The organism is Actinomycetospora succinea (genome assembly GCF_004363095.1).
Classification (GTDB): domain Bacteria; phylum Actinomycetota; class Actinomycetes; order Mycobacteriales; family Pseudonocardiaceae; genus Actinomycetospora; species Actinomycetospora succinea.
The window spans coordinates 159,365-180,899 of the sequence record NZ_SNYO01000012.1 but is presented as its reverse complement, the minus strand read 5'-3'; the positions used below and the strand labels follow the sequence as shown (position 1 = coordinate 180,899).

Here is a 21,535-nt window from a genome sequence, read left to right as displayed (position 1 = left end):
TGGTCCGGGCGAGTGAACTACTGGGCAGTCAAGTGATCACGATGTGTTGCCGACCGTGAACGCGGCGAGGATGTGGTCGGCGGTGGGTCCGGCGGACGTCGGGGGACGACCGGGAAGGAGTGTGGTGCCGTGAGCCACGCTCCCGTGGCGTCCGTGGTCACCCGTCTCGTCGCCCCCACGCTCGCCGCGCCGGCGGAGGTCTCGCCCGTCGCCGTGGTCGTCCTCGGTGCCCTCCTCGTGCTGGTCGTCGTGATCGCCGTGCTCGGCCTGCTCGTCCAGCGGCTCCGGCGCCGCCGGCACGACGCGGCCGCCGCGGAGCTCGCCGACCGCCTGCGCCGCGACGCGTACCGCGACCCGCTGACCGGCCTGCTCAACCGCGAGGGCTTCCTGCACGCGGACCCCGCGCCCGGCGGTGCCGTCGCGGTCGTCGACCTGCGTCTGCTCGGCGCCGTGAACGACACGCTCGGTCACGCCCGGGGCGAGGTCTTCGTCCGGCTCGCCACCGAGCGGATGGTGAGCGTGCGCCTGCCCGTCCTCACCGGGACCCCGCCCGTCGCGGCCCGCCTCGAGGGCGACACCTTCGCCGTGCTGCTGCCGGGCGTCGACGGCCACGAGGCCCACACCGCCGCGGAGGACCTGCGCGAGCGCCTCCTCGCTCCCTATCTCGTGGAGGGCGTGCGCTTCGAGCCGCCGGTCGTCGTCGGGGTCGCCGCCGACGGGCCCTGGCTCGCCGACGTCCCCGCCGGCCCCGAGCGCACCGCCGCCCTGCTGCGCCGCGCCGACGTCGCCCTCGCCGCGACGCGCGACGGCGGCGACCCGGTGCGCTGCTACGAGCCGAGCATGGGGGAGCGGGCGGCGCGGCGCCTGCGCCTCATCCGCGGCTTCTCGGCGGCCGTCGCCCGCCGCGACGTCCGCGTCGACTTCCAGCCCGTCGTGTCCCTCGGCGAGCGCACCGTGGTCGGGGTCGAGGCGCTGGCGCGCTGGGACCACCCCGAGCTCGGGCTGCTGCTGCCCGACGAGTTCGTCCCCGTCCTCGAGGCCACCGGGCAGATCGCCGAGCTGACCTCGTTCGTCCTCGACGAGTCGCTCGCGGCCGCGCGCCGCTGGCTCGACCGCGGGATGCGCCTGTCGGTGGCCGTGAACGTCTCGGTCGGCAACCTCGCGGCGTCGGACTTCCCCGACGAGGTGGCGACGCTGCTCGCCGCCCACCGCGTGCCCGCCGAGCTGCTCACCCTCGAGCTGACCGAGTCCGGGGTGTCCTCGGAGCGGGACGTCGCGCTGCCGGTGCTGCGCAGGCTGCACGCGCTGGGCTGCCACCTCGCCGTCGACGACTTCGGCACCGGCCAGTCGTCGCTGGCGCACCTGCGCCGGCTCCCCGTCGACCAGGTCAAGATCGACAAGAGCTTCGTGCTGGGGATGGGCACCGAGTACGGCGACGTCGCCGTCGTGCGCGCCATCGTCGAGATGGGCCACACGCTGGGGCTCACCGTGGTGGCCGAGGGGGTCGAGCAGGCGGCCGTGCGCGTCGCGCTCGCCGAGATGGGCTGCGACGTTGCGCAGGGCTACCTGGTGTCCCGTCCGCTGCCCGCGCGGTGCTTCGACAGCTGGCTCGACTCGCTCGACGTGCACCCCGGCGAACCGGGTGCCACGGCCGGACCCCGGACGCTGATCGCGTGACGCGCCCTGTAGTCTTGTGCACGGCCCGCGAGGGCAAGGCCCCTTTAGCTCAGTCGGCAGAGCGTCTCCATGGTAAGGAGAAGGTCTACGGTTCGATTCCGTAAAGGGGCTCTCGGTGAGCATGCCGGCGAACCTGGGTTCGCCGGCTTCGTCATGAGACGGGTGCTCTCCGCGGCGGTGTAGCTCAGTCGGTAGAGCAAACGGCTCATAATCGTTGTGTCGCCGGTTCAAGTCCGGCCACCGCTACCACCCAGGTCGTGGGTCCGTCCCGCGGGCACTGCTGCAGCACCGTATCGAGAGGAACCTCCGTGGCCACCACCGACATCCGTCCGAAGATCACGCTGGCCTGCGAGGAGTGCAAGAACCGCAACTACATCACGCGCAAGAACCGGCGGAACGACCCCGACCGCCTCACGATCAAGAAGTTCTGCCCGCACTGCGGCACCCACCGCGGTCACCGCGAGACCCGCTGACGCGCTCGCCCCGTGCCGCTCGACGCGTCGTTCGTGGGCCGCTCCTGGCCCGCGGAGACCTACGAGGTCTCGCTGGAGAAGATCCGGGAGTTCGCCACCGCGATCGGTGCCGACGACCCCGTGCACCACGACCGTGACGCCGCCCGGGACGCGGGCCACCGTGACGTCGTCGCCCCGACGACGTTCCCGGTGGTCTTCACCTGGCCCGCGACGCGGCGCGTGGTCGACGACCCGGCGCTCGGCCTCGACTTCACGCGCGTCGTGCACCGCGACCAGTCCGTCGAGCTGACCCGTCCGCTCTACGCCGGCGACGTCGTCACCTCGGTGGTGGCCGTCGACGACATCCGCGACCTCGCGGGCAACGACGTCATCACCTTTCGCGTCGACGTCACGGACGCCGACGGCGACACGGTGCTGACCACACGCGCGACCCTCGTCGGCCGCGCCGAGCCGGAGGGGTCGTCGTGAGCGCGCTGGGCGACGCGAGCGCCGGCGACCAGCTCGAGCCGCGCACGGTGACGATCACCCGTGCCGACCTCGTCGCCTACGCCGGCGCGTCCGGCGACCTCAACCCGATCCACTGGAACGAGCGCGTCGCGCTCGAGGTCGGGCTGCCGGGCGTCATCGCCCACGGCATGTTCACGATGTCGCTGGCGGCACGCTACGTCGCCGACCTCGCGGGCGACCCGGCCGCCGTCGTGGCCTTCTCGACCCGCTTCACGCGCCCCGTCGTGGTCCCGGACGACGACGCGGGCGCCACCGTCGAGCTCGGCGCCAAGGTCACCGACGTCACCGACGACGGCGCGCGCACCGTGACCGTCACGGCGACCCACGACGGCAAGGGCGTGCTCGGCAAGGCCGTCGCCACCGTCCGCCCCCGCTAGACGCCCGGCTGCTCCTCCCGGCGGCTCCCCGCTAACCCGGTTGCCGACCCCCTCGAGAAACGAACGGCGCTCTCGCTGCTTGCGAAGCAGCGAGAGCGCCGTTCGTTCGTTCCTGGCGGAGGCTCAGGCGGGGGTCGGGACGCCGAGGGTGGCGAGGACGGCGCGCGACAGGGCCGCCGAGCCGAGGGCGTTCGGGTGCACGGGCGCCGCGGGGGCCGTGGGCACGAGGCCCTCGATCCACCGCTCGCCGGGCACCGCGCAGACGTCGTGGCCCAGGCTCGGGGTCGCCGTGTCGACGTAGGTCGCGTCGCCGTCGGACGCGGCGTCGGCGATCTCGGCGTTGAGGTGCGTCAGCACGCCGCGCAGGTACTCGACGTCGCCCGGGGTGTAGGGCACGAGCGGGTAGCAGCCCGGGCCCTCGGCCGGCAGCACCGACGGGTAGCCGACGAGCAGGACGCGGGCGTCCGGGGCGCGGCTGTGGACCTCGTCGAGGACGTCGTCGAGACGGTCGCCGAGGGTGTCGATCCGCGCCTCGAGCTCGTCGTGGGCGCCCTGCGTGTACCGGTCGCGGCAGGGCGTCCCGAACGGCGTCGGGCTCACGCAGGCCTGGACGATCTCGGAGAACCCGATGTCGTTGCCGCCGATGCCGACGGTGACGAGCTGGGTGCCGCGGCCGAGCGCGTCGTACTGCGCCGGGTTCTCGCCGCCCTGCACGGGCTGCGGGGCCGCGAAGTCCTTGGTCTGCGCGCCGCTGCAGCTCACGTCGGTGAGCTGGGCGCCGGTGCGCTCGGCGACGAGGTGCGGGTAGTTGTTCGCCGAGCGCAGGCACCCCGGGGGCGGGCCCGTCGGGGCACCGGTCAGCGGCGAGGCCGTGTAGGAGTCGCCGAGCGCGACGTAGGCCTGCCCGGCGGCCGCCGGGGCGCCCATCGCCACGGGCGCGACGGCGACTCCGAGGAGCGCGACGGCGACGGCGACGAGCAGGCGCAGGACGATCGGCCGACGGCCCACCGGTTCTCCCTGGGGTCGGGGGTCCCGGCGGGACCGTCGGGGCGGATGATCGCGGGAATCAGCGGGCCTCCGCCAGGAGGTCCGCCATGCGGGTGACGCCGGTGCGGAGGTCGTCGTCGCCGAGGGCGTAGGAGAGCCGGAAGTAGCCCGGGCTCCCGAACGCCTCGCCGGGCACGACGGCCACCTCGGCGTGCTCGAGCACGAGCGCGGCGAGGTCGACGCTGGTCTGCGGGCGCTCGCCGCGGATCTCCTTGCCGAGCAGTCCCGCCACCGACGGGTAGGCGTAGAACGCGCCGCGCGGCACGGGGCAGGTGACGCCGTCGATCTTCGAGAGCAGCTCGACGATCAGCCGGCGGCGGCGGTCGAACGCCTCGCGCATCTCGGCCACCGCGTCGAGCGGGCCCGTGACGGCCGCGAGCGCCGCGCGCTGGGCGACGTTGCAGACGTTCGAGGTCAGGTGCGACTGCATGTTGATCCCGGCCGCGACGACGTCGGCGGGGCCGATCATCCAGCCGACCCGCCAGCCGGTCATGGCGAAGGTCTTGGCGACGCCGTTGAGGACGACGCAGCGGTCGGCGACCTCGGGGACCGCCACCGGCATCGAGACGTGCTCGGCGCCGTCGTAGACGAGGTGCTCGTAGATCTCGTCGGCGATCACCCAGATGCCGTGCTCGGCGGCCCAGCGCCCGACGGCCTCGACGAGCTCGCGGGGCGCCACCGAGCCGGTGGGGTTCGACGGCGAGCACCACAGCAGCGCCTTCGTGCGCGGCGTGCGCGCGGCCTCGAGGGCCTCGACGGTCGGCAGGAAGTCGGTCGACTCGTCGGTGTCGATCTGGACCGGGTCCCCGCCCGCCATGCGCACGGCCTCGGGGTAGGTCGTCCAGTACGGCGCGGGCAGCAGCACCTCGTCGCCCGGGTCGATCAGCGTCGCGAAGGCCTCGAACACGGCCTGCTTGCCGCCGTTGGTGACGAGCACCTGGCGGGCCTCGACCTGCCACCCCGAGTCGCGGGCGGTCTTGGCCGCGATCGCGTCGCGCAGCTCGGGCAGCCCGGCGGCGGGGGAGTAGCGGTGGTTCTTGGGGTCCGAGCACGCCGCGATCGCGGCCTCGACCACCGGCTGCGGCGTCGGGAAGTCGGGCTCGCCGGCGCCGAAGCCGATCACCGGGCGACCGGCGGCCTTGAGGGCCTTGGCCTTCGCGTCGACCGCCAGCGTCGCCGACTCCGCGATCCCGCCGACGCGGGCCGAGATGCGGCGGTCGGTCGCCGAGGGTTGCAGGGAAGTCGAGGACGACGACGTCATGTGTCGGTATCCTAGGAGAAGGCCCCAGTTGGATTCGCTGCCCGGGCGGGGCTCCTGCCCCGGCGCCGTCGGCGTGCGGGCCTTGACGTAGCATTGTTCCCGGGACGGTTCGTCCGTCGCTCCCGCGCGCTCGGCGTCGTGTGGATCGACCTCGGCCCGGCCCACCGGCGTCCTCCCGGGGACGCCACAGGGGCGTAGCTCAATTGGCAGAGCAGCGGTCTCCAAAACCGCAGGTTGCAGGTTCAAGTCCTGTCGCCCCTGCACCGCGACGGTGAGCCCGCCGACCAGGCGGGGTGGTTGGACGAGGACGGTGAGGACGGCGCAGTGAGCGAGGACAGCAGCCGGCGTCGGCGCGGGAGCGACGACGACGACGCGCGTCCGGTCACCGCTGCCGGCCGTCGACGCCGCGCGGACGCGGCCGGCAACGGCACCGGCGGGGACCCGGCGGACACCGAGGGCGGCCGCACGTCGGGCAAGGGCACGGCCACCCCGACGCGGGACCGCACCCCGGAGTCGCAGGGGTCGGTGTTCGCCCGCCTGCGGCGGTTCCTCCGCGAGGTGGTGGCCGAGCTCCGCAAGGTCCACTGGCCCACCCGCCGGCAGATCGTGGTCTACACGTTCGTCGTCCTCGTGTTCGTGTCGTTCATGGTGGCGCTGGTGGCAGGCCTCGACTGGGTCTTCGCCAAGGCCGTGTTCGCCCTCTTCGGCTGACCGTTCCGCCGAGCGGCCGGCCGGGCACCGCGCATGGTGCCCGCCGTGCAAAGGAAGTGAGTGAGAAGTGACCTCCGCAGGATCCGGCGCAGAGCCCGAGAACGGCACCCCCGACGGCGGCGAGCCCGAGCTCGTCGGCGAGTCGCGCACGCGCGGTGTCATGGTCCGTGAGGGCAGTGGCACCTACGGGGACCTCAGCACCGAGGAGAACCCCGCCACGCTCGACGACGCCGAGGTGGCCCGCGTGGCCAAGGAGGCGCGCGAGGCGGAGGACGACGACGAGACCGGCGGTGACGCCGAGGACGCCGTCGACCCCGAGGCCGACCTGCAGGCGGCGCGCGCCGCGCTCGGTGCCCCGGCGGACGAGGACGACTCCGACCTGCCCGAGGAGTCGGCGGGCACGGGCGACATCGCCGCCCGCGACGACACCGAGGACGACCTCCAGGTCGACGAGGCGCCGGTCTCCGCCGAGGCCGCCGAGGTCGAGGAGGAGGAGGTCGACCCGGCGCAGGCCCTCAAGGACTCGCTGCGCCTGGCCCCCGGCGACTGGTACGTCGTGCACTCCTACGCGGGCTACGAGAACAAGGTGAAGGCCAACCTCGAGACCCGTGTCCAGACGCTGGACGTCGAGGAGTTCATCTTCCAGGTCGAAGTGCCCACCGAAGAGGTCACCGAGATCAAGAACGGCCAGCGCAAGCAGGTCCAGCGCAAGGTGCTGCCCGGCTACATCCTCGTGCGGATGGAACTCAACGACGCCTCGTGGAGCGCGGTGCGCAACACCCCGGGCGTCACCGGCTTCGTCGGCGCCACGTCGCGCCCGTCGCCGCTGACCCTCGACGAGGTCGTCAAGTTCCTCCTGCCCCGCCAGGAGACGCCGAAGAAGGCCAAGGGCGCGGAGAAGACCGGTTCCGAGGACTTCGCCGGCAAGCCCGCCGTCGAGGTCGACTTCGAGGTCGGCGAGTCGGTCACCGTCATGGACGGCCCGTTCGCCACGCTCCCGGCGAGCATCTCCGAGGTCAACGTCGACGCCCAGAAGCTCAAGGTGCTCGTCTCGATCTTCGGCCGGGAGACCCCGGTCGAGCTCGGGTTCAACCAGGTCTCCAAGATCTAGTCACCCGAACACACCCGCAACAACGAGGAAGTCATGCCCCCGAAGAAGCGACGGCTCTCCGCGGTCGTCAAGCTGCAGATCAGCGCAGGCGCGGCGACGCCGGCCCCGCCGGTCGGCCCGGCGCTGGGTCAGCACGGCGTCAACATCATGGAGTTCTGCAAGGCCTACAACGCCGCGACCGAGTCGCAGCGCGGTCAGGTCGTGCCGGTGGAGATCTCGGTCTACGAGGACCGGTCCTTCTCCTTCGAGCTCAAGACGCCGCCGGCCGCCAAGCTGCTGCTCGCCGCCGCCGGAGTGAAGTCCGGCAGCCCGACGCCGCACACCAAGAAGGTCGGTTCGGTGACGCAGGACCAGGTCCGCGAGATCGCGCAGACCAAGATGCAGGACCTCAACGCCAACGACCTCGACCAGGCGTCGAAGATCATCGCCGGCACCGCCCGGTCGATGGGTCTGACCGTCTCCGAGTGACCGCGTCGGCCGGTGACCACCGGTCGGCACCGTGGGAGGGCCGCGCAGCCCTGACCACACCTGATCCGTTCGAGAAGGACAGAGAGAAATGAAGCGCAGCAAGGCGTACCAGAAGGCCGCCGAGAAGGTGGACTTCGACAAGCTCTACACGCCCCTCGAGGGCATCGGCCTGGCCAAGGACACGACGACCACGTCGATGGACGCGACCGTCGAGGTCGCCATGCGGCTGGGCGTCGACCCCCGCAAGGCCGACCAGATGGTCCGCGGCACCGTGAACCTGCCGCACGGCACCGGCAAGACCGCCCGCGTCATCGTGTTCGCCACCGGCGACAAGGCGCGCGAGGCCGAGTCGGCCGGAGCCGACGTCGTGGGGTCCGACGACCTCATCGAGCGCATCCAGGGCGGCTGGCTCGAGTTCGACGCCGCCGTCGCGGCGCCCGACCAGATGGCCAAGGTCGGCCGCGTCGCCCGCATCCTGGGCCCGCGCGGTCTCATGCCGAACCCCAAGACCGGCACCGTGACCCCGGACGTCGCCCGCGCCGTCGGCGACATCAAGGGCGGCAAGGTGAACTTCCGCGTCGACAAGCAGGCCAACCTGCACCTGATCATCGGCAAGGCCAGCTTCGACACCGAGAAGCTCGTCGAGAACTACGGTGCCGCGCTGGACGAGATCCTCCGGGCGAAGCCGGCCGCCGCCAAGGGCCGCTACGTCAAGAAGATCACCGTCACCACGACGATGGGCCCGGGCATCCCGGTCGACCCGAACCGCACGCGGAACCTGCTCTCCACCGAGGCCTAGTCGCCGGAACCCCCTGGGTACGGCCCCGGGGGGCACCGCGTAGACTGGTCCCAGATCGAACCCCGATCCACCCGAGACCGCTGGTCGCCGTCCAGGCCCGCCTGGAGGGACGAAGGCTCCGACGAGGGGCGCCCGCGCAGGAGGACGAGGGTCGTGACGCCCCGCCGGGCCCTCGTGCCCCGCGCCGTCCGACGCCCCGTGCACCTGTGCACGGGGCGTTTCGTCGTTCCGGGCCCGTGACGGCCGGCGCGGTCTCCCGAGTACGAGAGAGGAGGCGCGCATGGCTGCAGATGAGACGAGAGCTCCGGCTGCCGACAAGGTGGCCGCGGTCGCCGAGATCGCCGCGGAGTTCCGCGACGCCTCGGCGATGGTCGTCACCGAGTACCGCGGCCTGTCGATGAAGCAGATCACGCAGCTGCGTCGATCGCTGGGCTCGGACGTGAACTACACGGTCGCCAAGAACACCCTGGTCAAGCGGGCTGCCGCGGACGCCGGGGTCGAGGGACTGGACGACCTGCTCGTCGGCCCGACGGCCATCGCCTTCGTCAGCGGGGAGCCCGTGGACGCCGCCAAGGCGCTCCGCGACTTCCAGCGCGACAACAAGGCCCTGGTCGTCAAGGGCGGCTACATGGAGGGCCGCGCGCTCTCCGCCCTCGAGGTCACGCAGCTCGCGGACCTCGAGTCCCGCGAGGTGCTGCTGGGCAAGCTGGCCGGCGCCATGAAGGGCAACCTGGCCAAGGCCGCCGGGCTGTTCAACGCCCCGGCCTCGCAGGTCGCCCGCCTCGTCGCGGCCCTGCAGGACAAGCGTGCGGCCGAGGGCAGCGCGAGCACCGAGGACGCCGTCGCCGCCGTCGAGTCCGCGGACGCCGAGGCGAGCACCGAGGCCGGCACCGAGGCCACCACCGAGGCCTGACCGGGCCCACCCACACCCCCATCACCGTTATCCGATAGGAGCGCCACCATGGCGAAGCTGTCCACCGACGAGCTGCTCGACGCCTTCAAGGACATGACCCTCATCGAGCTCTCGGAGTTCGTGAAGAAGTTCGAGGACACCTTCGAGGTCACCGCCGCCGCCCCGGTCGCCGCCGCGGCCGCCCCGGCCGCCGGCGGTGCCGCCGCCCCGGCCGAGGAGGAGAAGGACGAGTTCAACGTCGTCCTCGAGGGCGCCGGCGACAAGAAGATCCAGGTCATCAAGGTCGTCCGCGAGGTCGTCTCGGGCCTGGGCCTCAAGGAGGCCAAGGAGCTCGTCGAGAGCGCCCCGAAGCCGATCCTCGAGGGCGTCAACAAGGAGGCCGCCGACGCGGCCAAGGCGAAGCTCGAGGAGGCCGGCGCGAAGATCAGCCTGACCTGATCTCGCGCGCGAGCGCAGCTCTTCACGGACGGGGCGGGGACCTTCGGGTCCCCGCCCCGTCGTCGTCTCCGGGTCCCTGCGACATCGTGGAGTGACGGCGGCCACACCGCGCGCCCCGCAGAAGGGTGTCCCCCGGGGGAGCGGTGAGACGCCGATCCCGTGGACGAGTGGTCCCCGATGCTCCACCGAACGCGTGGCGACAGCCGCTCGGCGCCACCCGCTCGGCTCAGTGCGGCGCCGTGACCGGCGGAGAGGGACCCGGCGGCTGCGCTGGTTTCCGGGTCAGTAACCTCCGCTGGCAGTCGTCGTTGAGGATGTGACGCCCCCGACTGGGGGGTGCCGGCCTATGACGTCGGCAACAGGCGTCTGGTGACGCGTCGACACCACGGACCGGAGGAACTGGATGGCCGGCGTCGAGGTCGGGATCAAGAACCTGTCGAAGTCGTTCGGCAGTTCCAACATCTGGTCCGACGTCACGCTGACCCTCCCGGCCGGCGAGGTCAGCGTCCTCCTGGGCCCGTCGGGCACGGGGAAGTCCGTGCTCCTGAAGTCGATCATCGGCCTGCTCAAGCCCGAGAAGGGCTCGATCTTCATCCACGACACCGACCTCGTGCGGTGCTCGGAGTCGAAGCTCTACGAGATCCGCAAGCTGTTCGGCGTGCTGTTCCAGGACGGCGCGCTGTTCGGGTCGATGAACCTGTTCGACAACATCGCGTTCCCGCTGCGCGAGCACACCCGCAAGGGCGAGTCCGAGATCAAGGACATCGTCATGGAGAAGCTCGACCTGGTCGGGCTCGGCGGCGCGGAGGACAAGCTCCCCGGCGAGATCTCCGGAGGCATGAAGAAGCGCGCCGGGCTGGCCCGCGCGCTGGTGCTCGACCCCGAGATCATCCTGGTCGACGAGCCCGACTCGGGCCTGGACCCGGTGCGCACGGCGTACCTGAACCAGCTGATCGTCGACCTGAACGCCCAGCTCGACGCGACGATCCTCATCGTCACCCACCACCTCGGTACCGCGCGCTCGCTCCCGGACAACATCGGGATGCTGTTCCGCAAGAACCTGGTGATGTTCGGCCCGCGCGAGGTCCTGCTGACCTCCGAGGAGCCCGTCGTCCAGCAGTTCCTCCAGGGCCGGCGCATCGGCCCGATCGGCATGTCCGAGGAGAAGGACTCGGCCCAGATGGAGGCCGAGATGGAGGAGCTGAAGAAGAAGGGCGGCTCGGCGGAGTCCGAGGAGTCGTTCATCGACCCGCAGCTCGAGGTCAGCGAGGGCGTCCCCGAGCGCAAGGCGGTCCAGCGGCGCAAGGACCGCGTCATGCAGGTCCTGCACACCCTGCCGCCGAAGGCGCAGACGGCGATCCTCGAGCAGCTCACCGAGGCCGACCAGGAGCGCTACGGCATCTCCCGGGACCAGGACCGCACCGAGCTCATCGAGGTCACCCGCAACAACCCGCCCGAGGACGCCGACCCGTTCGGCTACCAGGCGATGGCCGAGGCAGAGGACAACTCGCTGGTCGAGGGCGGCTCCCGCGAGGGCGAGGGCGAGGGGGACCAGGCCGGCAGCGGCGACCCCGACGCCGACGCCGAGGCGCGCAAGGCCCCGCCCGCGCCGCCGGAGTCCGACGAGCCGCTCGTCGGTGTCCCGGCCGACGAGGACGCCGGCGGCACGGTGGTGCTCCCGCAGGCCGGCGAGCACACCAAGGAGGGCGACGAGGACTCCGACGAGGCGGGCTCGTCCGCGGACCAGCAGGGCCAGGACCAGCAGGACCAGGACGACCCGCCGACCGAGCAGTTCCAGGCGGTCGACGAGTCGGGCCAGCAGCAGGGCCAGGACCAGCAGGGCCAGCAGGGCCAGGACCAGACCACCCAGCAGGTCGCCACCGCGGGTGCCGCGGGCGCGGCCGGTGCCGCCGCCGGACGTCACCGGTGGCGCGAGGACCCGCCCCAGCAGCCGGAACAGACCGGCGAGCAGGGTGTCGCGGGGCTCGTGCCGATGGCCGCACGCCCCGCTCGGGACGATGAGCAGCCGACCAGCCAGCAGCCGACGGTTCAGCAGCAGGGTGCTCAGCAGCAGGCCGGCCAGCAGCAGGCGACCCAGGGGCAGGGCGGTCAGCAGGCCGCGCCGCCGAACCCCGGCCAGGACGCCGCACCGGACCCCGCCGGTGAGGCCGCCGCCGACCCGCCCGCCGAGGGTGGCCCGGGCTCCCGGGAGCAGGCGCCGCCGGCCGGTGACGGCACGGGTCGCGGCCCCTCCGACCAGCAGCAGGGTGTGCCCCGCGGGCGCGAGGACTCCGACGAGGGCGTCCTCGGCGGCCTGCGGCGCATGTTCCGGCGGGGCGACTCGTGAGCTCTCGCATCGCGGCCGGCAACTTCCCCGGATCGGGGGCGCTGACGGCGACGGGCAAGCTCTTCGCGCTCGGCCTCGACGTCATCGTCGGGATCTTCCAGCGGCCGTTCCAGACGCGCGAGTTCATCGACCAGTGCTGGTTCATCTCGCGGGTCTGCATCCTCCCCGCGGCGCTGGTGTCGATCTCGTTCGGCTCGGTCATCTCGCTGCAGCTCGGGTCGCTGATCCGCCAGTTCGGCGCGCAGTCGTTCTCCGGCGCGGCGAGCACGCTGGCCGTCATCCAGCAGGCGGCGCCCGTCATCTGCGCGCTCCTCGTGGCCGGGGCCGGCGGTTCGGCGATCTGCGCCGACCTCGGCGCCCGCACCATCCGCGAGGAGATCGACGCGATGGAGGTGCTCGGCATCAACCCGATCCAGCGCCTCGTGGTGCCCCGGGTGCTCGCGTCGATCCTCGTGTCGGCGCTGCTGTTCGGCCTCGTCTCGATCGTCGGCGTCGCCGGCGGCTACTACTTCAACGTCGTGCTGCAGGGCGTCACCCCGGGCGCCTACGTGCAGGGCTTCTCCGCCCTGTCCAAGCCGACCGACCTGCTCGTCGGCTTCATCAAGGCCGCACTGTTCGGGCTCGCCGCCGGGATCGTCGCCGCGTACCGCGGCCTCAACCCCGCCGGCGGCCCGAAGGGCGTGGGCGACGCGGTCAACCAGGCCGTCGTCATCACGTTCATCCTGCTGTTCGCGATCAACGTCATCGTGACGGCCGTCTATCTCAACCTCGTGCCCCCGACCAAGTTCTGAGCCCGTCCTGACGTTCTGACCGCCGCTCCCCAGGCCAGGATTCGATGACCATCACTTCACGCGCACGCCGTGCGGCCGAGGCACCCCTGGGTGTCCTCGACACGCTCGGCGACCAGGCGTCGTTCTACACGCGGACGCTGGGCTGGATCCCGAAGTCGGTGACGCGCTACCGGCGCGAGGTCCTCCGCCTGCTCACCGAGGTGGCGTTCGGCTCCGGCGCGCTCGCCCTGATCGGCGGCACGGTCGTCATCGTCGCGACGCTGACGTTCTTCACGGGCTCGGTCGTCGGTCTGCAGAGCTACTCGGCGCTGAACCAGATCGGCACCTCGGCGTTCTCCGGCTTCGTCACCGCGTACTTCAACACCCGCGAGGTCGCGCCGCTGGTGTCGGCGCTGGCGCTGTCCGCGACGGTCGGCGCCGGCTTCACCGCCCAGCTCGGCGCCCAGCGGGTCTCGGAGGAGATCGACGCCCTCGAGGTCATGGCGGTGCCGTCGCTGCCGTTCCTCGTCACGACGCGCGTGGTCGCCGGGTTCATCGCGGTCATCCCGCTCTACGTCATCGGCCTGGTGGCGTCGTACCTGGCCGCGCGGCTGCTGGTCACGAACTTCTACACGCAGTCGCCGGGCACCTACGACCACTACTTCAACCTGTTCCTGCCCCCGCAGGACGTCCTGTACTCGTTCGGCAAGGTGCTGATCTTCGCCCTGGCGATCATCCTCATCCACTGCTTCTACGGCTACAACGCCAGCGGCGGGCCGGCCGGCGTGGGCGTCGCCGTCGGCAACGCGGTGCGGAACTCGATCGTCATCTTCACCGTCCTGGACAACCTGCTGACGCTGGCGATCTGGGGCACGACGACCTCGATCAGGATCGCCGGATGAGCGCCCCGACGATGGAGCGCGAGGAGTACGCGCCGCCGACCAAGGACAAGCGCCCGCCGTTGAGCCCGCTGCGCCGCCGCCTCATGGGCGTCGCGATGCTGCTGGTGATCGCGCTGATCGTGGCGCTCTGCCTGGCCAACTTCAACAAGGCGTTCAAGTCGACCGAGACCGTCTACCTGCGCACGGCGACGGTGGGCAACCAGCTCTCCAAGCAGGGCGACGTGAAGGTCCGCGGCGTCATCGTCGGCGAGATCACCTCGGTCGACAGCGACGGATCCGGCGCCGTCATCGAGATGGCGATGGACCCCGACTTCCTGCCGACCATCCCCAGCAACACCACCGCGACGCTCATCCCGAAGACGCTCTTCGGCGAGCGCTACGTGGCGCTGGGCATCCCGCCGAACGCGAGCCCGCGGCCGCTGCAGGAGGGCGACACGATCGCCCAGGACCGCTCGGAGAACGCCACCGAGACCGAGCAGGTGCTCAACAACCTGCTCCCGGTGCTCACCGCGGTCCAGCCCGAGAAGCTCTCCGACACCCTCGGCGCGATCTCGCAGTCGCTGTCGGGCCGCGGCGAGCAGCTCGGCGACACGCTGGTGCTGCTCAACCGGTACGTCGAGGGCCTCCAGCCGGCGCTGCCCGACCTGCAGGCGAACCTGTGGGCGCTGGCGCCGACGGCCGACATCTACAACCAGGCGGCGCCGGACCTGATCCTCGCGCTCGACAACCTGGTGACCACGAGCCGCACGCTCGTCGAGCAGCGCGCGGCGTTCGAGTCGACGTTCCGGTCGGTCACCTCGGCGTCCAACGTGACGACCGACTTCCTGCGCGCGAACCGCGACAACATCATCGCGCTCGCGGCCTCGGCGCGGCCGACGCTGGAACTGCTCGCGCGGTACAGCTCGGAGTTCCCGTGCCTGTTCCGGCAGCTGACCGACGTGACGCCGCAGATCAACAACGTGCTCAAGCCCGACACCGGTGTGCAGATCGAAGCCGAGATCACGATCGACAACGGCAAGTACGTGCCGGGCGAGGAACCGCAGTACCTCGACGACCGCGGCCCGCGCTGCTACCAGATCGAGGGGCAGGCGCCGCAGTTCCCGCCGGGCGGCCCGATCCGTGACGGATCGATCCCGCCCGACCCGACCCTGGCCACCGAGGACGCCTACGCGGGCGGCCAGGCCGGCGAGATCGACGAGGACTCCCAGACTGGCAACGACTCCCCGGCCTCCGCGCGGCAGTCCTCGGGCGGCGGCCGGACCACCGGGCAGTCCGCGCCGGGCCGTGTCGACGGCGCCAACATCGGCCTGCCGAACATGCCGAACTCTCCCGAGGAGCGCCAGCTGGTGACCGAGGTGACGGCCATGCAGATGGGCGTCCGCCCGGTGCAGGTGCCTTCCTTCGCCCCGTACCTGAACGCGGCGACGCTGCGCGGCGCGCAGGCGGTGGTCCGATGAGGGGGCTCGCCGCGCCGCTGATCAAGCTCGCGATCTTCACCCTCGTGACGGTGCTGTCCGTCGCGCTGCTGCTGACCGCGATCCAGAACACCTACTTCGGCAGCACCCAGGACTACAAGGCACGCTTCACCGACGCGTCCGGCCTGATCGCCGGCAGCGACGTGCGCATCGCCGGCGTCCGGGTCGGTCAGGTCTCCGAGGTGCAGCTGGTCGACCGCAACGTCGCGGAGGTGACGTTCTCGGTCGACCAGAGCCGGAAGCTGCCCGTCGGCTCGATCTTCTCGATCAAGTACCAGAACCTCGTGGGCCAGCGGTACCTCGAGGTCGCCCGCGGCAACGGGCCGATGAACGCGATGCTGCAGCCGGGCGCGACGATCCCGGTCAACCAGACGCGTCCGCCGCTCAACCTGACGGTCGTGTTCAACGGCTTCAAGCCGCTGTTCCAGGCCCTGAGCCCGAACGACATCAACCAGCTGTCGTTCGAGATCATCCAGGTGCTGCAGGGCGAGGGCGGCACCGTGAACTCGCTGCTCGCCCGGACCGCGTCGCTGACGTCGACCATCGCCGACCGCGACGCCGTGATCGGGTCACTGATCAACAACCTGAACTCGGTGCTCGACACGGTCAACGCCCGTGACGAGCGCCTGTCGGGTCTCATCGTCTCGCTGCAGCAGCTCGTCAGCGGTCTCGCCGCCGACCGGGTGCGGATCGGCGAGACGCTCCAGCCCATCGCGGACCTGACGACGACCACGGCCGGGCTCCTCGAGGAGGCCCGCCCGCCGCTGCGGGACGACATCGTCCAGCTGGGCCGACTGTCGGACAACCTCAACGACAACCGGGACCTCGTCGAGAACTTCCTGCGCCTGACGCCGCAGAAGGCGAACAACTTCGGGCGCGCCGGCAGCTACGGCTCCTGGTTCAACTTCTACCTCTGCGCGGTCGGCGGGAACGTCAGCTTCGACCCGCTGCCCCTGCCGCCCATCGACCTGGGGTCCATCATCCAACTCCCCGATACGGCGCAGCGATGCCAAGGATGAAGCCGTTCCGTAAACGGAACCCCCTCCCCATCGGCGCCGCCAGCCTGGTGATCCTGCTGCTGCTCACCGCCGCGTCCCTGAACATCAGGGACCTGCCCCTCATCGGGCAGGGCGCGACGTACACGGCCCGGTTCAGCGAGTCGGCAGGCGTCCAGCCCGACGACGACGTCCGCATCGCGGGCATCCGGGTCGGGACGGTCACGGACCTCACGCTCGAGGGCAGTGACGTCGTCGTGTCGTTCAAGGCCCCGGACGCCTGGATCGGCGACCGGACCTCGGCCTCGATCGAGATCAAGACGGTGCTCGGGCAGAAGTACATCGCGCTCGAGCCGGCCGGCGACCGGGCACTGGACCCCGACCAGGGCATCCCGCGGTCGCGGACCCGGGCGCCGTTCGACGTCATCCAGGCGTTCTCGCAGCTCTCGACCACGGTCGAGGACCTGGACACGAACCAGCTCGCCCAGAGCCTCGGGGTCCTCTCCGACACGCTCGACGGCGCGGCCGGTCCGGTGCGCGGCGCGCTGACCGGGCTCAGCAGGCTCTCGCGGACGATCTCGTCGCGCGACCAGGAGCTCGCGCGGCTCCTGGCCAACACCCGGACGACGACGCAGGTGCTCGCCGACCGCGACGCCGAGGTCGAGCGGCTGATCAACGACGGCAACCTGCTGCTCTCGGAGCTGCGCGCCCGCAAGGCCGCGATCGACAACCTCCTCAACGGCACGATCGCCCTCGCCGAGCAGCTGCGGGGTCTCGTCGCCGACAACGAGGCGACGCTGCGGCCCACGCTCGAGTCGCTCGACGGCGTGCTCCGCACGCTGGAGGAGAACTCGGCCAACCTCGAGAACGGGCTGCGGCTGCTGGCGCCGTTCGTGCGGGTGTTCGCCAACGTGGTCGGCAACGGCCGCTGGTTCGACGCCTACATCTGCAACCTCGACCCGCCGCTCGACCAGAACTGCGACCCGGGCTCGAGCCTCGACCCGGGCAGCCTGGCCGGGCTGTTCAACCCGCAGCTGCTCCAGCAGATCCTCCAGAACGCGCTGGCCGTGCTCGGCTTGCCCGCGATCCCCACGCTGGAGGACCTGCCGCAGGTCATCGCAGGACTGAACCCGGCACAGATGACCCAGCTGCAGCAGCTGCTCGGCAGCCAGGACACCCCGGGCACCCTGACACCGCAGCAGCTCCAGATCCTCTTCCCGAACGGGGTGCCCAACGTGGCTGCGCTCACCGAGGCGCTGGCGCAGGGAGCGGGCGGCGGCCTCCTGCCCGGCGCGGGCGCGGCCCCGGCCGGCGGCGCGCCGGCCGGTCCTGCACCCGCCGGTCGCGGCGAAGGCGGTGGCAACTGATGTCGACCCGTCTCGTCACGTTCTTCGAGAGCGCGGCCCGGACGCTGTCCGTGGCGCTGGTCCTGGCGCTGCTCGCGACCGCCGGCCTCTGGTACGCGCTGCAGCGCGGGAGCCAGCGCACCGTCACCGCGTACTTCGACAACACGGTCGGCCTCTACGTCGACAACGAGGTCACGATCCAGGGCATCCCCGTCGGCTCGGTCGACGCGATCGTCCCGCAGGGCGACATCGTCCGGGTCGTGCTCAAGGTCGACAACGAAGCGCCCGTCCGGGCCGACGCCCAGGCCGTCATCGTGGCGCCGACCCTGGTCAGCGACCGCTACGTCCAGCTCGGCCCGACGTACCAGAGCGGGCCGCAGCTCGCCGACGGCGCCGTCATCCCCGTCGAGCGCACGAGCACGCCGGTCGAGCTCGACCGCGTCTACCAGAGCCTCGACCAGATCGCCCGCTCCCTCGGACCCAACGGGGCCAACCGGGCCGGCGCGCTCAACCAGCTGCTGCGCTCCTCCGCCGGCGCCCTGGGCGGCAACGGTGAGCTGCTCAAGAGCACGATCACCGAGCTCGGCGGCGCGGTCGGCACGCTGGCCGACAACCGCGACAACCTGTTCGCGACCGTCGACAACCTCGGCCAGTTCACGAACATGCTGGCCCGCAACGACGGCGCGGTCCGCGACCTCAACAACCAGCTGGCGGACATCTCCGGCTTCCTGGCGTCGGAGCGCGGCAACCTGTCGACGGTGCTGCGCACCCTCCCGCCGGCGCTCGACGACGTCGCCCGGTTCATCCGGGACAACCGCGACATCCTGCGGACCGACGTCGGGCGCCTGCGGAACATCACCGACATCCTCGTGCGCCAGCGGCGGGCGATCACCGAGTTCACGAACGTGGCGCCGCTCGCCCTGGGCAACCTGACGAACTCCTACAACGCCCGCTCCGGGACGCTCGACGTGCGCCCGGTGCTCGCACCCGAGCTGCTGGGCGCCGGTCTCGACCCGCGGGCCCTGCTCTGCAGCCTGCTGGCGAACCAGCCGGGTCTGCCGGACGTGCTGGCCGGGCCGATCGACCCGCTCCTCACCAACGTCGCCCGCGCGTCGGTGGTCTGCGGCGCGCTCCTCGGCGGGACGAACGCGCAGGGCCAGGTCGTCAACCAGTCCCCCCTGGGCCTCTCCCTCGCGCCGATCCAGGACCTCCTCGGACTGCTCAACCAGCAGCCGTCGCTCAACGCGCTCGTGCCGCTGACCGCCCTGGCGGGCGGTGCACCGGCGGGCGCCGGCGGGCAGGCGGCCGGGGCCGACGGAGCCGCGACCAACGGTGACGGCGGCGCCACCGGCGCGCCGGACGCGACCCCGACCGAGCCCGGCAGCGGCATCCTCGGCTTCGAGACGGTCGGAGGTGACCGATGACCGCCACCGCCACCGACCTGCGACCGCTGCGGCGCAGCACCCGGCTCGCGACCCTGCTCGCGGTCGCGACGTTCCTCCTGACGGGCTGCGGGCTCCAGGCGATCCAGGACGTCCCGCTGCCCGGCGGCGCGGCCCTCGGACCGAACCCGTACACCGTGACGGCACAGTTCACGAACGTCGTCGACCTCGTGCCCAACAACAGCGTGCGCGTCAACGACGTGCCGGTGGGTGTCGTCCGCGAGGTCTCGCTGGCCCCCGACGGCTGGACGGCGCAGGTCGTCGTCGACGTCAACGGCGCGGTCAACCTGCCGGCGAACGCCACGGCGCGCCTGCGCCAGACCAGCCTCCTCGGCGAGAAGTTCGTCGAGCTGCTGCCGTCCCCGATGGCGCCGCCGCAGGGTCGCCTCGCGAACGGGGCGACGATCCCCGTCGACCAGACCGACGTCGGCGCCCAGGTCGAAGAGGTCCTCGGAGCCCTGTCGCTGCTGCTCAACGGCGGTGGCGTCGAGAAGATCCAGACCATCGCCCGCGAGGTCAACGCCGCGACCTCGGGCAACGAGGAGCAGCTGCGCTCCCTGCTGCAGAACCTCGACACGCTGGTCGGGACGCTCGACCGGCAGAAGGCCGACATCGTGCGGGCGATCGACTCGCTCGAGCGCCTGACCCGCACGCTCGTCGACCAGCGCGCCCGGATCGCCAACGTCATCGACAACCTCGGGCCCGGCCTCGACGTGCTCAACCAGCAGCGCGGCCTGCTCGTCGAGACCCTGCAGTCGCTGAACCGGCTCTCCGACGTCGGCGTGGACGTGATCCGACGCAGCCAGGCCAACACGGTCGCCGACCTCCGGGCCCTCCAGCCGATCCTCGGGAACCTCGTCGAGGCCGGGGACGCGCTGCCGGGATCGCTGCAGATCCTGCTGACGATCCCGTTCGCGGACAACTCGCTCAACGTCATCAAGGGCGACTTCGCGAACATCGACGTGAGCGTGCAGATCAATCTCCAGAGCCTGCTGACCACGCTGCTGAACAGCAACCAGGTCCCGGGCGTAGATGCGATCTTCAAGCTGCTCCAGCAGCCCGGCACGACCCCGCAGGCGGGCGACGCGGCCGCCGGTGGCGCCGCCGGTCAGCGCGGCTCCCAGAACACCCCCGGGCTGGTCCCCCAGCTGCCTGGCCTCGGCGGAGGGAACGGCCGATGATCGGCACGAAGACGCTGCGTCTCGTGGCGCTGTTCGCGGTCATCTCGATCGTGGGCATCGTCTACGTCGGGCTGCGCTACGTCGGCGCCGACTCGCTGATCGGCCTCGGCCCGTACACCGTGAAGGTGCAGCTCGCCGACTCCGGCGGCATCTTCCCGGACGCGTCGGTGAGCTACCGCGGCGTCGAGATCGGCAAGGTCGGGGACATGCGGGTCACCCCGCAGGGACTCGAGGTCGAGCTCGAGATCGAGAAGGACTCGCCGTCGGTGCCGGCGTCGACCGAAGCCGTGATCGCCAACCGGTCCGCGGTGGGCGAGCAGTACGTCGACCTGCGGCCGCCGAACAACGACGGGCCCTACCTCGAGGACGGGTCGATCATCCCGGTCGAGCAGACGCGCACCCCGGTGCCGGTCGACCAGCTGCTCGCCGACGTCAACGCGCTCGCGACCTCGGTGCCGCTGCCCGAGCTCCGGACGACCGTCGACGAGCTCTACAACGCGTTCGACCGCGCCGGCCCGGACCTCCAGCGTCTGCTCGACGGCACGAACGCCCTGGTGCCCGCCGCCATCGCGAACCTGCCGACGTTCCGCCAGCTGCTGCGGGACGGCCGCATCGTGCTCAACACCCAGGCCTCGCTGGGCCCGCAGATCATCTCGTTCAGCCGCGACCTGCAGCTGTTCACGGCCCAGCTCAAGGCCGACGACCCGAACCTCCGGCGTCTCGTGCAGTCGGCGCCACCGGCGGCCCAGCAGCTCGAGGGACTGATCCGCGACGTCGGCCCCGACCTGAGCCGGGTCATCGCCAACCTGCTGACCGTGACCCGGATCCTCGAGCCGCGGCAGTCGGCGATCGAACAGGTCCTCGTCACCTACCCGGCGCTGTCGGCGGCGGCGCCGTCGGTGCTCAAGGACGCCGAGGACCCGGGCCCCGACGGTCGCGTGCACTTCGGCCTCGTCCTCAACGTCGCCGACCCGCCCTACTGCCGGGAGGGCTACCTCCAGCCCGACGCGGGGTGGCGGCCGGCGACGGCGAAGGACTTCCTCCCCATGGACACCAGCGTCCGGTGCAACGAGGCGTCGCCGGTGAACGTCCGCGGTGCCCAGAACCTGCCCGCGCCGTACGACTCGGAGAACTCCCGAGGACCCGCCGAAGCCGGTGGAACCGGCCTCTCGCAGAATGAGCAGCAGGACACAGCCGCGCTGGCCGCGCTGCCGGCCGACGGTGTCCTCGCGGGCAGCACGCGCGGCGCGCCCCCGGTGATCATTCCGGGGCTCGGCACCGACTGACCCGAGCAC

General features: G+C 71.8%; 19 protein-coding genes, 3 tRNA genes and 2 pseudogenes. 22 read left to right on the top strand and 2 right to left on the bottom strand.

Going from position 1 to position 21,535, the window contains the following annotated elements; genetic code table 11:
• Positions 1-129: 129 nt before the first annotated feature.
• The 6 genes from EV188_RS28185 (at position 130) to EV188_RS28160 (ending at position 3,034) form a co-directional block, all read left to right on the top strand.
• Entirely contained in the window at positions 130-1,677 is a 1,548-nt protein-coding gene (locus tag EV188_RS28185) for a putative bifunctional diguanylate cyclase/phosphodiesterase (RefSeq protein ID WP_133829644.1), read from the top strand.
• A gap of 38 nt (positions 1,678-1,715) precedes the next feature.
• A tRNA-Thr gene (locus tag EV188_RS28180) sits at positions 1,716-1,788 on the top strand.
• A gap of 62 nt (positions 1,789-1,850) precedes the next feature.
• A tRNA-Met gene (locus EV188_RS28175) sits at positions 1,851-1,926 on the top strand.
• A 59-nt stretch (positions 1,927-1,985) separates the two neighbouring features.
• A complete protein-coding gene (gene rpmG / locus EV188_RS28170) occupies positions 1,986-2,150 on the top strand; it encodes a 50S ribosomal protein L33 (RefSeq protein WP_116708438.1) in 165 nt (54 codons plus the stop codon).
• Positions 2,151-2,162: 12 nt separating this feature from the next.
• The gene (locus EV188_RS28165) at positions 2,163-2,618 is read left to right on the top strand and encodes an FAS1-like dehydratase domain-containing protein (protein ID WP_133829642.1); all 456 of its coding nucleotides are present in this window, start codon (positions 2,163-2,165) and stop codon (positions 2,616-2,618) included.
• A complete protein-coding gene (locus EV188_RS28160; protein ID WP_133829641.1) occupies positions 2,615-3,034 on the top strand; it encodes a MaoC/PaaZ C-terminal domain-containing protein in 420 nt (139 codons plus the stop codon). Before EV188_RS28165 ends, EV188_RS28160 begins: the two co-directional genes overlap by 4 nt.
• 123 nt (positions 3,035-3,157) lie before the next feature.
• On the opposite strand, the gene EV188_RS28155 is transcribed toward EV188_RS28160, so the two are convergent.
• Both EV188_RS28155 and EV188_RS28150 read right to left on the bottom strand, forming a co-directional pair.
• Positions 3,158-4,042 (bottom strand): SGNH/GDSL hydrolase family protein, encoded by an 885-nt coding sequence (locus tag EV188_RS28155; RefSeq protein WP_243742048.1) that lies wholly within the window; start codon positions 4,040-4,042, stop codon positions 3,158-3,160.
• 58 nt (positions 4,043-4,100) lie between these two features.
• Entirely contained in the window at positions 4,101-5,342 is a 1,242-nt protein-coding gene (locus EV188_RS28150; RefSeq protein WP_133829640.1) for a pyridoxal phosphate-dependent aminotransferase, read from the bottom strand.
• A 188-nt stretch (positions 5,343-5,530) separates the two neighbouring features.
• On the opposite strand from EV188_RS28150, the gene EV188_RS28145 reads away from it, so the two are divergent.
• From EV188_RS28145 to EV188_RS28070, 16 genes and pseudogenes are all read left to right on the top strand, one after another.
• Positions 5,531-5,603 (top strand) — tRNA-Trp (locus tag EV188_RS28145).
• Between the two features lie 63 nt (positions 5,604-5,666).
• Positions 5,667-6,053 (top strand): preprotein translocase subunit SecE, encoded by a 387-nt coding sequence (gene secE / locus EV188_RS28140; RefSeq protein WP_133829639.1) that lies wholly within the window; start codon positions 5,667-5,669, stop codon positions 6,051-6,053.
• Between the two features lie 67 nt (positions 6,054-6,120).
• A complete protein-coding gene (gene nusG, locus EV188_RS28135; RefSeq protein WP_243742047.1) occupies positions 6,121-7,164 on the top strand; it encodes a transcription termination/antitermination protein NusG in 1,044 nt (347 codons plus the stop codon).
• A 33-nt stretch (positions 7,165-7,197) separates the two neighbouring features.
• Positions 7,198-7,632: a 50S ribosomal protein L11 gene (gene rplK / locus EV188_RS28130; RefSeq protein WP_133829638.1), complete on the top strand. Its 435-nt coding sequence runs from the start codon at positions 7,198-7,200 to the stop codon at positions 7,630-7,632.
• 88 nt (positions 7,633-7,720) lie between these two features.
• Positions 7,721-8,431: a 50S ribosomal protein L1 gene (rplA, locus tag EV188_RS28125; protein ID WP_133829637.1), complete on the top strand. Its 711-nt coding sequence runs from the start codon at positions 7,721-7,723 to the stop codon at positions 8,429-8,431.
• 280 nt (positions 8,432-8,711) lie between these two features.
• The gene (rplJ, locus tag EV188_RS28120) at positions 8,712-9,344 is read left to right on the top strand and encodes a 50S ribosomal protein L10 (protein WP_133829636.1); all 633 of its coding nucleotides are present in this window, start codon (positions 8,712-8,714) and stop codon (positions 9,342-9,344) included.
• A gap of 48 nt (positions 9,345-9,392) precedes the next feature.
• Entirely contained in the window at positions 9,393-9,782 is a 390-nt protein-coding gene (rplL, locus tag EV188_RS28115; RefSeq protein ID WP_133829635.1) for a 50S ribosomal protein L7/L12, read from the top strand.
• Between the two features lie 403 nt (positions 9,783-10,185).
• Positions 10,186-11,184, top strand: a pseudogene (locus EV188_RS32835) (ABC transporter ATP-binding protein); the annotation flags it as partial.
• A 941-nt stretch (positions 11,185-12,125) separates the two neighbouring features.
• Positions 12,126-12,920 carry an MlaE family ABC transporter permease gene (locus tag EV188_RS28105; protein WP_133829634.1) on the top strand — a complete coding sequence of 265 codons (795 nt, stop codon included), beginning with the start codon at positions 12,126-12,128 and terminating at the stop codon, positions 12,918-12,920.
• A gap of 44 nt (positions 12,921-12,964) precedes the next feature.
• Positions 12,965-13,801 carry an MlaE family ABC transporter permease gene (locus tag EV188_RS28100; RefSeq protein WP_133829633.1) on the top strand — a complete coding sequence of 279 codons (837 nt, stop codon included), beginning with the start codon at positions 12,965-12,967 and terminating at the stop codon, positions 13,799-13,801.
• Entirely contained in the window at positions 13,798-15,258 is a 1,461-nt protein-coding gene (locus EV188_RS28095) for an MCE family protein (RefSeq protein ID WP_133829632.1), read from the top strand. The genes EV188_RS28100 and EV188_RS28095 overlap by 4 nt, the downstream gene beginning before the upstream one ends.
• Positions 15,255-16,295 (top strand): MCE family protein, encoded by a 1,041-nt coding sequence (locus EV188_RS28090; protein WP_133829631.1) that lies wholly within the window; start codon positions 15,255-15,257, stop codon positions 16,293-16,295. Before EV188_RS28095 ends, EV188_RS28090 begins: the two co-directional genes overlap by 4 nt.
• Positions 16,292-17,227 (top strand): annotated as a pseudogene (locus EV188_RS28085) (MCE family protein); the annotation flags it as partial. The gene EV188_RS28090 and the pseudogene EV188_RS28085, both read left to right, overlap by 4 nt.
• A 410-nt stretch (positions 17,228-17,637) precedes the next feature.
• A complete protein-coding gene (locus EV188_RS28080; protein ID WP_133829630.1) occupies positions 17,638-19,041 on the top strand; it encodes an MCE family protein in 1,404 nt (467 codons plus the stop codon).
• Complete coding sequence (locus EV188_RS28075; protein WP_133829629.1) at positions 19,038-20,240, top strand: MCE family protein; 1,203 nt, start codon at positions 19,038-19,040, stop codon at positions 20,238-20,240. The genes EV188_RS28080 and EV188_RS28075 overlap by 4 nt, the downstream gene beginning before the upstream one ends.
• Positions 20,237-21,526 carry an MCE family protein gene (locus EV188_RS28070; RefSeq protein ID WP_133829628.1) on the top strand — a complete coding sequence of 430 codons (1,290 nt, stop codon included), beginning with the start codon at positions 20,237-20,239 and terminating at the stop codon, positions 21,524-21,526. Before EV188_RS28075 ends, EV188_RS28070 begins: the two co-directional genes overlap by 4 nt.
• Positions 21,527-21,535: the final 9 nt, after the last annotated feature.